This window comes from Halovivax asiaticus JCM 14624, from assembly GCF_000337515.1.
GTDB classification, from domain to species: domain Archaea; phylum Halobacteriota; class Halobacteria; order Halobacteriales; family Natrialbaceae; genus Halovivax; species Halovivax asiaticus.
In genome coordinates this window covers 153,941-166,426 of sequence record NZ_AOIQ01000006.1, presented here as the reverse complement: position 1 = coordinate 166,426, position 12,486 = coordinate 153,941, and the positions used below count along the sequence as shown (strand labels likewise).

15 protein-coding genes are annotated in these 12,486 nt (G+C 62.2%); 7 read left to right on the top strand and 8 right to left on the bottom strand.

The window, feature by feature from the left end; translation table 11 throughout:
* Positions 1-3: 3 nt before the first annotated feature.
* Together C479_RS01895 and C479_RS01890 are read right to left on the bottom strand one after the other, a co-directional pair.
* Positions 4-1,356, bottom strand: coding sequence for an isochorismate synthase (locus C479_RS01895; RefSeq protein WP_007697012.1), 1,353 nt, complete (start codon positions 1,354-1,356; stop codon positions 4-6).
* A gap of 32 nt (positions 1,357-1,388) precedes the next feature.
* Entirely contained in the window at positions 1,389-1,979 is a 591-nt protein-coding gene (locus C479_RS01890; protein WP_007697009.1) for a sulfite oxidase-like oxidoreductase, read from the bottom strand.
* Positions 1,980-2,366: 387 nt separating this feature from the next.
* Here C479_RS01890 and C479_RS01885 point away from each other — a divergent pair, with 387 nt between their 5' ends.
* Both C479_RS01885 and C479_RS01880 read left to right on the top strand, forming a co-directional pair.
* Positions 2,367-2,663, top strand: a complete 297-nt coding sequence (locus tag C479_RS01885; protein WP_049907041.1) for a hypothetical protein — start codon at positions 2,367-2,369, stop codon at positions 2,661-2,663.
* 280 nt (positions 2,664-2,943) lie between these two features.
* Positions 2,944-3,156, top strand: a complete 213-nt coding sequence (locus C479_RS01880) for a DUF7120 family protein (protein ID WP_007697004.1) — start codon at positions 2,944-2,946, stop codon at positions 3,154-3,156.
* A 7-nt stretch (positions 3,157-3,163) separates the two neighbouring features.
* On the opposite strand, the gene C479_RS01875 is transcribed toward C479_RS01880, so the two are convergent.
* Entirely contained in the window at positions 3,164-3,346 is a 183-nt protein-coding gene (locus tag C479_RS01875) for a DUF7550 family protein (RefSeq protein ID WP_007697002.1), read from the bottom strand.
* 136 nt (positions 3,347-3,482) lie between these two features.
* Between C479_RS01875 and C479_RS01870 the strand changes: the two genes are divergently transcribed.
* From C479_RS01870 to hisF, 3 genes are all read left to right on the top strand, one after another.
* Entirely contained in the window at positions 3,483-4,163 is a 681-nt protein-coding gene (locus C479_RS01870) for a hypothetical protein (protein WP_007697000.1), read from the top strand.
* Positions 4,160-5,515: a hypothetical protein gene (locus C479_RS01865; RefSeq protein WP_152415777.1), complete on the top strand. Its 1,356-nt coding sequence runs from the start codon at positions 4,160-4,162 to the stop codon at positions 5,513-5,515. The genes C479_RS01870 and C479_RS01865 overlap by 4 nt, the downstream gene beginning before the upstream one ends.
* Before the next feature lie 146 nt (positions 5,516-5,661).
* Positions 5,662-6,477 carry an imidazole glycerol phosphate synthase subunit HisF gene (gene hisF, locus C479_RS01860; RefSeq protein ID WP_007696996.1) on the top strand — a complete coding sequence of 272 codons (816 nt, stop codon included), beginning with the start codon at positions 5,662-5,664 and terminating at the stop codon, positions 6,475-6,477.
* 35 nt (positions 6,478-6,512) lie between these two features.
* On the opposite strand, the gene C479_RS01855 is transcribed toward hisF, so the two are convergent.
* Positions 6,513-6,797 carry a DNA-directed RNA polymerase subunit L gene (locus tag C479_RS01855; RefSeq protein WP_007696994.1) on the bottom strand — a complete coding sequence of 95 codons (285 nt, stop codon included), beginning with the start codon at positions 6,795-6,797 and terminating at the stop codon, positions 6,513-6,515.
* Positions 6,798-6,922: 125 nt separating this feature from the next.
* Between C479_RS01855 and C479_RS01850 the strand changes: the two genes are divergently transcribed.
* The gene (locus C479_RS01850; protein ID WP_007696991.1) at positions 6,923-8,626 is read left to right on the top strand and encodes a rhomboid family intramembrane serine protease; all 1,704 of its coding nucleotides are present in this window, start codon (positions 6,923-6,925) and stop codon (positions 8,624-8,626) included.
* A 32-nt stretch (positions 8,627-8,658) separates the two neighbouring features.
* Here the strand turns inward: C479_RS01850 and C479_RS01845 are convergent, their stop codons facing one another.
* The gene (locus C479_RS01845) at positions 8,659-9,159 is read right to left on the bottom strand and encodes an METTL5 family protein (protein WP_007696988.1); all 501 of its coding nucleotides are present in this window, start codon (positions 9,157-9,159) and stop codon (positions 8,659-8,661) included.
* Between the two features lie 202 nt (positions 9,160-9,361).
* Entirely contained in the window at positions 9,362-9,763 is a 402-nt protein-coding gene (locus C479_RS01840) for a hypothetical protein (protein ID WP_007696984.1), read from the bottom strand.
* Between the two features lie 135 nt (positions 9,764-9,898).
* Here C479_RS01840 and C479_RS15960 point away from each other — a divergent pair, with 135 nt between their 5' ends.
* Positions 9,899-10,069, top strand: coding sequence for a zinc finger domain-containing protein (locus C479_RS15960; RefSeq protein WP_007696981.1), 171 nt, complete (start codon positions 9,899-9,901; stop codon positions 10,067-10,069).
* Positions 10,070-10,367: 298 nt separating this feature from the next.
* On the opposite strand, the gene C479_RS01835 is transcribed toward C479_RS15960, so the two are convergent.
* Together C479_RS01835 and C479_RS01830 are read right to left on the bottom strand one after the other, a co-directional pair.
* Positions 10,368-11,402, bottom strand: a complete 1,035-nt coding sequence (locus tag C479_RS01835; protein ID WP_015300613.1) for a hypothetical protein — start codon at positions 11,400-11,402, stop codon at positions 10,368-10,370.
* A 96-nt stretch (positions 11,403-11,498) separates the two neighbouring features.
* The gene (locus C479_RS01830; RefSeq protein ID WP_007696967.1) at positions 11,499-12,425 is read right to left on the bottom strand and encodes a DUF7139 domain-containing protein; all 927 of its coding nucleotides are present in this window, start codon (positions 12,423-12,425) and stop codon (positions 11,499-11,501) included.
* Positions 12,426-12,486: the final 61 nt, after the last annotated feature.

Genomic DNA, 12,486 nt, shown 5'->3' with positions numbered 1-12,486 from the left:
TCGTCAGTGCAGTTCGTCGAGGATCGACCGGAACTTGAGGTCGATCTCGGCGGCTTCCTCGTCGGCGTCACTTCCGGCGACGATTCCGTTGCCCGCGAAGAGCGTCACCCTCTCTCCGGAGATCACGCCCGATCGGATACCGACCGCGAACTCACCGTCGCCGTGTTCGTCGAACCAGCCGATCGGTGCGGCGTACCAGCCCCGGTCGATCGGTTCGATCGATCGAATCGTCTCACACGCCTGCGTTTGCGGGACGCCGCCGACGGCTGGCGTGGGGTGGAGTGCCCGAACGATGTCGAGGACGTGTGTATTCGCACCGATTTGCCCGTGCATCGGGGTCTGCAGGTGCTGAATCGTCGCCAGCCGTTTGATCGTCTGTGGACGGATTGCGATCGATTCGACGAGATCTGTGAGGTTCGTGCGGATGGCATCGACCACGAACGCGTGTTCGGCGTCGAGCTTCTCGCTCTGCCGGAGGTCGTCAGCGTGACTCGACTCTTCGTCCGGTGTCTCTCCTCTGGGGACGGACCCTGCCAGCGCCTCCGTTTCGAACGTCGTTCCGTCTTTCGAGATGAGGCGTTCGGGTGTCGCACCGAAGAAGGTCGAGCCGTCGGTGCCGTCGATCGCGAACCGATAACAGGCCGGGTAGCGCCGCCGCAGTCGCGTGAGCATGGTCGGGAGTGCAAGGGCTCCGTCGAGCGTCGCGGTCAGTGATTGGGCCAAGACGATCTTCTGCAGTTCCGTCGTGTCGATCGCCTCGACCGCCCGTCGCACCTGGTGACGCCACTCGTCGGGTGTCGTCGAGCGTTGCTGGGACTCGAGACGTGGTGGCTCGGGACGTGAGACGACCGGCGGCGCCGATTCGAGTCGCGATTGCCATCGATCGAGTGCAGCTGAGGTATCGTCGGACCTGGTGACTGTGAGCCACGTTTTCTCGTCCGTTCTGACGACTTGCACGCGCGGAACGACGAATCGGGCATCGCCGAACCCGTCCCACGGGGTGTCGGACGGTTCTGCTCCGTGCGGTGCTGCGGTGGTGGTGTCCTCGTCGTGAAACGAGAACCCGCCGAATGCGCGCGGCCGACCGATCGTCGGTCCGTCGTAGTCGAGTTGCGCGAACTCCATCTCGGCCTGCTCGCGAACGTCGTCGATTCGGGATGGTCCGGTCGCGGTGAGTGACGCTGCGGCGCCACAGCCGACGATTTCGGGACCGGTCGGTGCGGTCCAACTCAGTCGCCGCCTCGACGGCGCTTCGAGGATCGGTCGGGCCGAGACGTCGGCCAGTTGACGACATCGACTCACGAGTGCTGGTGACTCGGTCGTCGGTGACGGCTGCCCACCGGGGGCGTTCTCCATTGGGCCAGATTCGGGCGGGCACGCCCTTCAGCCTAACTATATCGCTCCTCGTTCCACGGATTTGCTGTCTCGGAGTAACCACGTTTCTCCCAGAATCCCAGCGCCGGCTCGGTCAGGAACTCGATACCGTCCACCCATTTCGCTCCCTTGTACGCGTAGCGATGTGGGGTGACGACGCGGACTGGGCCCCCGTGATCCGGCGGGAGGGGCTCACCGTCGAACTCCCATGTGAGCAGTACTTCTTCGCGCATGCACGTTTCGAGTGGTAGGTCGGTTGTGTAGCCATCACTCGCCGAGAACAGGACGTGGACGGCGTCGTCGGTCACGCCGGCGTACTCGGCGAGCGTGGGAAACGAAATGCCGGTGAACGTACAGTCGAACTTGCTCCACCCCGTGACGCAGTGAAAGTCCTGACGCTGGGTGGCCGTCGGAAGCTCTTGGAACTCCTCCCAGGAGAGCGTCTGTGGGTCGTCTACGGCACCCGAAATCGACAGCGACCATTCCTCGCGCGAGACGGCTGGCGTCTCTCCCTTCGAGAGGACCGGAAAGGCGGTCGTTTTCCGTTGTCCGGGTGGTAATCGGTCCCCGTCGAACTCACGGTGGAGGTCCGTGACGTCTTCCATACCGGTCGGACGGGCGGTACGGACGTATGTCTGGTGGTTTCCCACCCGGTGGGGAGCGAACGGATACTGAGCGCCACGAAACGTGAATTGGCGTGGAGATCGTCGACTGAGGAGGCGTGATGCCGGCGCGAGACGGGGAGGTGGGGCTCGTTCGGTCGCCGTCTGCTGAGGACGGTCGGCAAATTACGATTTCCCTTTCATTTCACCACTCGCTGGCACCGGTGTGACCCGAATCGACAGCTTCAATGACCCATTGTCCCCTTCCCGCACACCGATTTGTGGGCCGCGTGAAACGGGATGAAACGGTCGGAAAAACGGAGCGTTCCGCGGAGTCGAATCGATACGTTGGGGATAACCAAGTGCCGCGTCGCCGTCCGGCCGAAACGCATGGCAACGAAACAATTGATGCCTGACCAGTCGACCGAAAAGCCCGCAGGCGGGGTAGGCGACACATCGATGGGTCCGGCCGTGATGGCCGCAGCGGCGTCGGTGGGCCTGTCGTGGTACTACTTCTTCCTCAAGGGGGACAAACAACGCGGATTGTTCGTCGGCCTCTGGCCGCCGACCATCCTGGCGTTCGCGAGCTATTTCAAGCAGCACCAGATGGAACAGACACTCTCGATGCTCACGTCGCCTGGACGTTCGCTCAAAGAGACGTTAGACTCGATGATGGGCAGTTCGTAAGCTTCGGACAGGTTCGATCCTGCACGCTGATCCCGTTCCGTGTCCTTCCGTTCCGCGTCGTTCGAGGGGTCGATCACAGTGGCCGCTGGCACGTCGATCGAGAACGGCAGAATTGATTCGTCCGGGACTCTTGTGGCGTCCGAGCGTCCGTCTGTAGCCGACGACCGAGACGATTGCGACGGACGGTACTACCCGAGGTCAGTCGCCACGCTGGCGGTCGTTCACAGCACGGTTGGATCCCCGTCAGGCTTAAATACCCCTCCACCGAAACCCGAATCAGATGCCGAAAGTCGAGCTCACGATTCCGGAACATCTCGAGATGCAGATCGCCCAGATGGTCGAACGCGGCGAGTTCGTCAACCGGGAGGAAGCGGTCGAAGATCTGCTTTCGACTGGGATCAAGGCGTACAAGACGAGCGGCCCACAGGACGAAGAGGAACCGGGATTCGAAGACGACGGAATGATGGGACACGACGACGAATACGTCTTCTGACTCCGTTTTACAGCGCGAACAGCGGGACGCCGAAACTGATCGCGAGTCCGACCACGAGCACGAGGATACCGATCGTTACCGTTTCAGTTCCGAATTCGCTCATTGGCGCCGTCTCTCGCGGCGTATTCGGTTCCGTACTGTCTGGCGCGTCCGACTCGTCAGCGGCTGCGGTTTCCGGTTCGTCCGTCATGCGTAGTTGTAGCCGGGACTGCCCCTTAAACCCGTCTACAGCCGGTGTTGACTAGCCCAGCGGGAGGGCACGGTTCACCGTTCCCTGCTCGTGTCGTTCAATGCATATTTATCCGACGGGTAACTACTGAAACCAGATGCCCTCCACAGACTGTACACGTCGGGGAGTACTCGCGACAGCGAGCGCGTGCCTCGGTGCGAGCCTGGCCGGTTGTTACGGGACCGAAATCCAGGGATCCCCGGAAGCCGGACTCGACGATTCCTCGTCGCACAGCTCCAGTGTCGACCTGAGCGGAAAGTATTCGTCGACGCACGAGTACGAAGTTCGGTTCGCCAGGGCCGAGACCGACGATCCGTTCGTCTTTCCCGACGAGGCTGCGGTCGATGCGTACGAGGACGACCCGGACTCGGCGTGGCTCAACTCGACGGTGTTCGTCCTCGACGACGCTGCCGTCGACGAACTCCGAATCGAAACTGAAACGGATGGGCTTCGGTCGTTCGTGGCGGCGACCGATTTCGCGTCCGAATCGATCGTGATCCAGCAGCAGTCGATCGGCGACTGCTACTATCGGGAGGTCACGGGCGTCGAGGCTCGTGACGACTCGTTTCGTGCTCACTACTGCCGGTGGCTGAAGGATCCGACGACTCGCTGTACGGCGGACAAGGACGTGATGGAGGCGGTCGCAATTCGGGTTGCCCGTCCGTACGAGGACGAACCGTCGAGTCGCGGCAGCTCCGAAAGCGCCGTCTGTCGGGGAGGGGCTCCTGATGCAGACGCCTCCGAGAATCAGTCCGTGAACGGAGGTGGTGATCGATGACCGGTACCCGGGCGCGTTTGCTGCGCCGCCGGGAGTTTCTCGCCGGAACCGCGGCAGCAAGTCTTGGGTCGTTGGCCGGGTGTCTCGATGAGTTGCCGTGGACGGAGGATTCGTCGGGTGGATCGGTGCCTGCGGGAGACGTGGACGCCGTGTTGACGGCCGACCGACCGCCCATCGAGTGGCCATCCCCAATCGACCCATCCCAGACATCGATCGACGACGCGCGCGATCGAATCGACGAGCTACTCGCCCCGCTCCCCGATCTGATCACGGCTGCCGACGTTCCGAACGGCGTCGTTCGCCAGTCGATCGCGTCGAATCGGGGAGATGCGGTCGACGGTCGCAAGTCGGGAGCGGCGACCCGGTATCGACACCTGTGTCACTCGCCAGCCGCGCGCGAAGCCGCACGGCACGCCCGGACCACGTTCGATGCGATCGATCGAGACCACGAGTCGCTCGTCGCCGATATCCGTACCGAACGTGCCGACACGAGTGAGACCGTGCGAACGCAACTCGACGCGATCGACTACCACGGCCCGGACACGTCGTCTGGAAAACTCCGTGCGGCACTCGTCGCCCGACAACGCGAAGACGACCTCGTTCGAGCCGATCGAATCCTGGACGATTGGGATGGTAGCGCCAGCGACAACGTCATCGATCTCGGAGAAGCTGCGGGCGAGATCGAACGTGCGTCGGCGACGGCATCGGTCTGGTCGCACCTGGCCGACCGATATGAGGCCAGCCAGTCCGGTGCAGTGTCTCTCGACTCGTCCTTCTCGACGGCAATCGATCGATCGCTGGATCGGATCGCGACGGTCGACTTCCCACCGCAGGAAGACGAGGGCTGGTACGCGGCCGTCGGTGTCGACGACCTCGACGACGGGGGAGTCCTCGAACTTGCCCTGTGGCGAGTGGGGCGTGGGGTGATCGACGCGGCAGACGGCGTCGAATCGGCCTCGGAAGCGGGTCGCCTCGGAACGGCGCTCTATCACGCGCTCGTTTTCGAGGTCCGGTATCGAGCGTTTCAGACGTTTCGAGACCGTATTCGAGACGGATCGTTCGCGTGGCCCGCGTCCGTCTCGACAATCGAGGCCGAACGGTCGGCCGCCTTCGAAGCCGCCGAAACCGTCCGTCAATCGATCTCCGGCCCGACCCCCGGGACGCTCGTTCTCGCCGAAACACTGCAATCGCTCGAATGGGCTGACGAGCGCGTCAGGAACGCCGCCGACAACGATCCCGACGTCCACGTATCACTCGACGACGAATATCGTCTGTATGCACGCTGCCGGGCGGAACTGGCGGCGCTCCCCGACGCCGTCGCGGCGTTTCGCGACCGACTAGGTGGGGACTGATCGGCCCCTCGTGTGACTAGCGACCGCCAGACTCGTATTCCAGGATACGAATCACGCCGCTCAGTACCATCGATCGCTGGGTCAGTCGATCACCATCACTCCGGGTCCCTTTACTACCTTCGCCTCCAACTCTCGATAGAAGCTGTATGGGACTCACCAAACGCATTATTCCCTGTATCGACGTCGACCTCGACGATGACGGGAACGCCGCCGTCTATACCGGTGTCAACTTCGAAGATCTGGAGTACACCGGCGACCCCGTCGAGATGGCGCGCGCATACAACGACGCGGGCGCCGACGAGTTCGTCTTCCTCGATATCACCGCCTCGGCGGAGGGGCGAGAAACGATGCTCGACGTCGTCGAGTCGGTCGCGGACGAGGTGTTCATCCCGCTGACCGTCGGCGGCGGGATCCGAACCGTCGACGACATCGCAGAGACGCTCCGAGCCGGCGCCGACAAGGTCTCGATTACGACTGGCGCACTCGAAAATCCCCAGCTCATCGACGACGGCGCCCGGGCGTTCGGCAGTCAGTGTATCGTCATCAGTATCGACGCGCGGCGTCGCTTCGACGACGAGGGGGAGCAGTACGTCGACGTGGACGGCGAGTCGTGCTGGTTCGAATGTACGAAAAGCGGCGGTCGCGAGGGGACCGGTATCGACGTCGTCGAGTGGGCCCGCGAAGCCGAACGCCGCGGTGCTGGCGAACTCTTCGTCAACTCGATCGACCGGGACGGAACGAAAGATGGCTACGATCTCGCGCTCACGTCCGCCGTGACCGAGGCCGTCTCGACGCCCGTCATCGCCTCGTCGGGATGTGGGGAACCGGGGGATATGTACGACGTGTTCACCGACGCCGACGCCGACGCGGCACTCGCCGCGTCGATCTTTCACTTCGACGAGTACTCGATTCAGGAGACGAAGGAAACACTCGCCGATCGCGGGCTCGCGATCCGGCTGTAAAAACGGCGGGTCGTCGCGTTGGTTCCGGGACGTTCTCAGGCTGCTGCTTCGAACGCCGATTTGAAATCGGCCGCCTTCGTTCTGATGTCGCCCGCAGCCTCTTCGAGCGCGTCGATCGGTTCGATCGACCCGTCGGTTTTGAGCGTCAAGATCGGATCGGTCTGCCCACCGGATTGCTCCGGATTGATGTCGTAGGTCGCCGCGTTGATGTGCTCGTGTTCGAGGAGACTGCCCTTCAGGACGTTCATGAAGGTGTGGTCCTCGCCGGCGATCTCGATAGAGAGTTCTTCGTCCGTTCGCTCGGTGACCCGCAGTTCCATACCTCCCAGTGGGTGAGTTAGCTGTTTGTACCTTTCGAAGGGCGTCGGTCGAGACGTGTGGATCTCTCGACCGGTGTCGACGACGAGAGGAAACCGCTTTGCCAGTCGGGAAACATCGTCGGCGTATGCCATGGGCCTCCGTACTACTCGCTGTCGCCGTCTGTCTCCTGGCTGCACTCTCCGTTTACACTGTCAGCCGCCTTGGCGCTGCGAATGGTGACTGGCTGACACACCTTCGCTCTCGGCTGTATCTGGGGGTCCCATGGGGGACGCTCGTCGTCATCTCGTTCGTTCTCTTCGTCTACCTGTTCGTCCAGGATGGGTCGAGTGCAATCCGGGATCCGGTCGTGATCCCCTATCGCGCGTGGTCGTATCAGTATCCACTCGGGATGTTGACGGCGCCTTTCGCACACGCGAGTTTCGATCACCTGCTCGGTAACCTGACGGGTGCGCTCGTCCTTGCACCGATCGCCGAGTACGCCTGGGGTCACTATCCGGATGCCGATGCAGCCGACTCCAGCTCGCTTCGATCTGATCCCCGATTTCGGGCGTTTTTCGTCTTTCCGGCTGTGGTCTGTGGCGTGGCGCTCGCGACGAGTCTGTTCGCCGTCGGACCGGTGATCGGATTTTCCGGTGTCGTCTACGCCTTCGCCGGGTTCGCGATGGTCTCGTACCCGATCGCGACGATCGTTGCGAGCCTCGGGGTTCACGGGCTCGTGTTGACGATCGTCCGGGCCGTTCAGTCGCCGATCGTCGAGGCGTCGGTCCAGGCACAGCCGCCAGCGCCACCGTCGTGGGCCTCGATCGCGATTCAGGCCCACGCGCTCGGCTTTTTCCTCGGGCTGGTCCTGGCACTCGCGATCGTCTCACGGCGGGGGACGCGTCCCGATCCGCGTCGCTTCTGGATCGCCGTCGTCCTGTTCGGGTTCTCGAAATCGTTGTGGGCGATTTACTGGTATGGATCGGAGGGGAGCTATGTTCTCTTTCGTGGGCCCGGTGTCGTGGTCGTCCTCGCGCTCTCCGTGCTCGTAACGCTGGCCGTGACCGCCTCCGATCGGCCAATCGTTCCAGTCGATCGATCCACCCCGCTTGCGGGTGGCCGGCTCCGTCGGGCCGTCGTGCAGGCACCCCACCTTGGGGCGGTGACGAATCGGTCTCGCCGCGCGACCGCGGTAACGACGGTCGTTCTGCTCCTCGCACTGATCAGCGGCCCCGCCCTCGCACTCAACGCTGTCTCGGTCGCACCAGCCGACGACCGTGCAGCGCTTTCCATCGAGGAATACGGCGTGACGTACGACGAGTCGGTTCAGAACGAACTGGTCTCGGTCGTCCCGTTCGACGCATACGGGTCCAACGAAACGGTCTCCGCGAGCGGCGTCATCGTCTGGTCTACCGAACGCTCACTCTGGACGAATCCCGTCAGTGCCGACCAGCTGGCGTACTCCGGGACGGCGACCGTCGAACTCGGCGGTCCCGGCTGGCGTGAGACGGTCAGTGTCGAGCGGACCGGGTGGGACGTCGTGGGCAACGGCTCGACGTACCAGGTCTGGCTCGACGCGCCGTCGCACGACCGGACGATGGCGTTCGAGTCCGGTCCGCAACGCTCGTCCGTCGTCGTCGACGAGGCCTCGCTGTCGATCGCCTCCGTCGACGGCGAGTTCGTGGTTCGCGCGACGAGTGATGCCGGGCTGAACGTGACGACGGCCGTTCCGTCACCCGGTGAGACGGCGTCGATGGGGCCAGTCGAACTCGTTCGCGAAGACGATACTCTCGTCGTCGAACACGAGGGAACCCGGGCGGCTATCGCAGCTGTCGAGACCTATCGTTGAGAAGTGTCACCGGCGGATCGATCGACCCCAAATCAGGTGTCGTCGCTGGGGCCGGTCCAGTCGATCCGGAATACTTCCACGTCGATCGACGATCGGGCGTCGGTGTGATGGTCGAACCGGTGGTCGATCGGGAGCGTCGATTCGAAGGCATCAGTCACGCTGGCGCCGTGGTCGCTCGCGAACTGTTCGACGAAGTCGAGACTGCCCGCGTTGTGGATCGTGTAGGAAACGCTCGCGAGGTTGGCAGTGGCGTCGAGGAACGCACGATCGGCGTGGCGATTGCCGTGTTGGGCACCGAACGGCGGGTTTGAGACGATGGTCGCCCGTTTCGGACACGTGGGTGGGAGCGTGGCATCGCTTTCGACCCAGTGTATCGTCCGTCGATCGAACAGCCGCTCTTCGTTCTGTACGGCAGTTTCCAGGGCCCCCCGGTCGACGTCCAGTCCGACGATCGAATCGGCTTCGACGCAGCGTGCCCCGAGTGCGAGCATCCCGGTGCCACAGCCGAGATCCACAACGGTCGCCTCGTCCATATCTCCACGCATGGCTGCGAAGTGGCAGATGTGAGCCGCGAGATCCGGTGCCGTTAGATATTGCTCTAGACCGACCCGTGGCTCTCGGAAGTCGGCGACGGTTTCGAGCGCTCTCGCGATATCGCGCCGAGACGGCATTGTCGACACTCGGTGATAGAACTCCCTCTGTGTTTCGTTTCTGTCGGTCGTCCGGTTCTCACGATTACACCGAGAGCGCCGTCGGTCCCTCGACCGAGAATTGGAGCCCCTCCCGCCTCGCACGTTCGGCACAGGCTTCGAGGCCGGGTTGGACGCGTGAGGCGTCTGCCACGGCTTCGACGCGAACGGTTACGGTTCCCGCCCCGAGGAACGAGGCTGCACGAACGTACTCGCGGATCCGGTCGAGTTCGTCCTGTGTGGTGAACGAGCAGTCATCGTCGAATCTGGCCGAAATCCGAAGCTGTGCGGGCTGAAGTCCTTCCCCCGAGAGAGTCCGCTTCAGCTCGCTCAAATAGGATGGTACAGTCGAATCGAGCGTTTCGTCGTCGAGGACGATTGGTGTGACGTCCACCGGTCGACAGCCGTCGATGGTCGTACTGACATCGGCTTGCGTCGTTGCGCTCATACACCCCAATACACACTCCGCATACAAATAGGTTAGTAAATGCACAGTGGTAATACAGTGGGTGAACTGTCGCTTGGTGGGCTCACCGGGCGAGAAATCAAATAGAATTAAGATCATTGAGTGATATGGTTAAATATGGACGACTGTCCCCGGTGTCAGTCGCCGCTGGAGCGGCTTTCGCTCGCCGAGGCGTCGACGGTGGCATGCAAGCGGTGTGGGTACGCCGACGTGCCGGTCGAGCACGAGGCAGAGTGGCTCGAACAGGAATCGTGGCGCGACGCGATGGCCCGTTTCTACGATCAGTGACCGGTCGACCGGTTTGATCCGCCCCTGTTCTGTCGTTCCGCTCGTGTCTCTGCGCTGGTAGCCGTACGGACGGGTATCAGTTTCAGCTGCCCACTGGGTGTGTGAGATTGGTACCGCTGGGTTGTTCGAACAGGAACATTCGGGCTACTCGTCCTATTCCTGAGCACGGCCACATCCGATCCCCAAACTGCGAGAGTACGATCGCTTCAGGTGGCGTCAATTGTCACGTCAGAAGGCTCGAGTGAATCTGAAGCGGCCACACTCGGTACAACGGCGAGAAGAATTTGCGGGGACCGACTTACTCGCTGGCTGCGGCAGCCTCTGCTTCGTCCTCGTCTGCTCCCTCGTGTTCGATGTCTTCGTCGGACCTGGCGGCGACGAGGCCACCACGGGCGACGCTGTAGAGCGGTTCGTCGGCGTGGGAGACGCCACTGATCGAGAACGGGATGTTCGCGTCTTCGAGATGGTCACGGAAGAGCGCCTCGAAGCCGCTGGGGCTCGAGGTGCCGCCGGTGACGACGACGGGGATGTCGAGTCCCTCTTCGACGTCTTCGTCGTCGACCTCTTCGACGACCTTCTCGATGACGTAATCGAGCAGGTTCTCGTAGTAGATCGAGAGGGCGCCTTCGACGCCGCCGACGTCCGTCGTGAAGTCGAGCTCGAAGTCGTCTTCCTTGATGGAGGTGACCTTGTCGACGGGCGTCCCGGTCGCGCGGGCGGCCTGTTCGTCGATCCAGTCGCCACCGCGGGCGACGGAGAACTTCATGACGGGGACGGCGTAGTACGCCAGACAGACGTTCGTCATACCCGCACCGAAGCTGATTCCGAGCCCAGTGAAGTTGTTGTCGGCGAGTTCGGAGTAGATGACCGACATCCCCTCGTTGATCGGCTCCGCGTCGTAGCCGACATCGTTGAGGAAGGATTCGATCGTCTTCTGGTGATACAGCGTCGAGAGTTTGGAGTCGATCGGGTCGGCCGGAGTCGAGAAGTACAGTTTCTCGTCAGGGTAGGCCGGTTCGCCGACGACCTGTTCGATGATGAGCTTCATCATCGGGATCGCCGACTTCTCGTCCGAGGAGAGGATCCCCTGGGACATCGGTCGACGCGTTTCCTTGTTGAAGATGTTCGCGAAGTTGAGTGCGTCGTCACCGACGACGTACACCTTGTCGTCTTTTCGGATGTGAAGCACTTCGCTTCGTGAGAGCATCTGCTCGGCCATGTCCGAGTACTCGATCTCGACGAATGAGTTGCGCTGCTGGACGAATACCGTGTCGTTACCATCCTGCTGTGCCGACAGGATGTTCATTGTTCCGACGTCTAGGCCTTTGGCCATATGTGGGCAAGGCGACTGACGGATTATAAATCTATGTGAATAAATTCCCGATTTGATATGTGGGTATAATTGGCCCTTACCGACCAGCGCCGGTCATTAATTCCGCTTTACCCGTCGGCCAACGGCTGTGACTTTGGATTTGAACGTTCTGGCCGCACCAGTAAGCCCCGATCGAACTCGGCCGACCGGCCCCTCGTCCGCGGTGGCGACGTCTTCGGCTTGCTTTTGCTCTCGAAGCTCCTTCAGCTTCGCCGTCTGGTCGTCGACGGTGCCCGTGGAAGTCTGCGTCTTCGCTTCACCGCCTTTCATCCCCTTGAGGCCTGCGACCTGTGATTGGACGCCAGTCGATCGGGTCTTCGTGACGCCGGCATCGCCGACTTCGGTGTCTTCGAACTCGTGACCGGTGAACGTCAGTGTCGTGTTGTCGCTCTTTTCGACCCCTCCCCAGGAGAGTTCGACGTCTTCCATCGCGTCGTCGATGTCGTTCGCGATCTCCTCGTCGGTGTAGTGTTCTTTTGCTTCGTCCGCTTCGGGCGTCACTTCGATCTGTCTGGCCAGATCGAGGTAGTGAGCGATCAAGGCTGCACCCGTGGACGCCGCCATCGCGGCGAGTCCGATCGCGTAGACGGTGACGATGGGGACGGTGTAGTCGTTTCCGTACCCGTTCCAGTGCTCCGGATACGCGTAAAAGAGGAATCCGGATGTCGCAACGAGCGTGATCGCTGCGCCGACGACAGAGACCGCGAGAACGCGTCGTTCCGACGGAAGGAGAACGACGATCCCAAGCATCACGAGCGGGAGTGATACCATCCCGAGCGTGTACGCGGGTCGCGCCCACGTGAAGAATTCTGGTGATCGGTACGGATGACCGGTTGCCACGACGAACAGCCCGAGCGCGACGACGGCCAGGACGATCCCACAGAGGAACAGTCCAAAACCGACGTAGACGTCTCGCTCACTGTCGGGTTCCCCGATGTACGAGCGATAGAGGTCGAACAGGTTTTGTTCGGAAATCGTCGACATTACCCCTCGCTTTAGACTCCAGTACCATGACTTTTTGCCCGTCGACATCTCAGTGAACGAA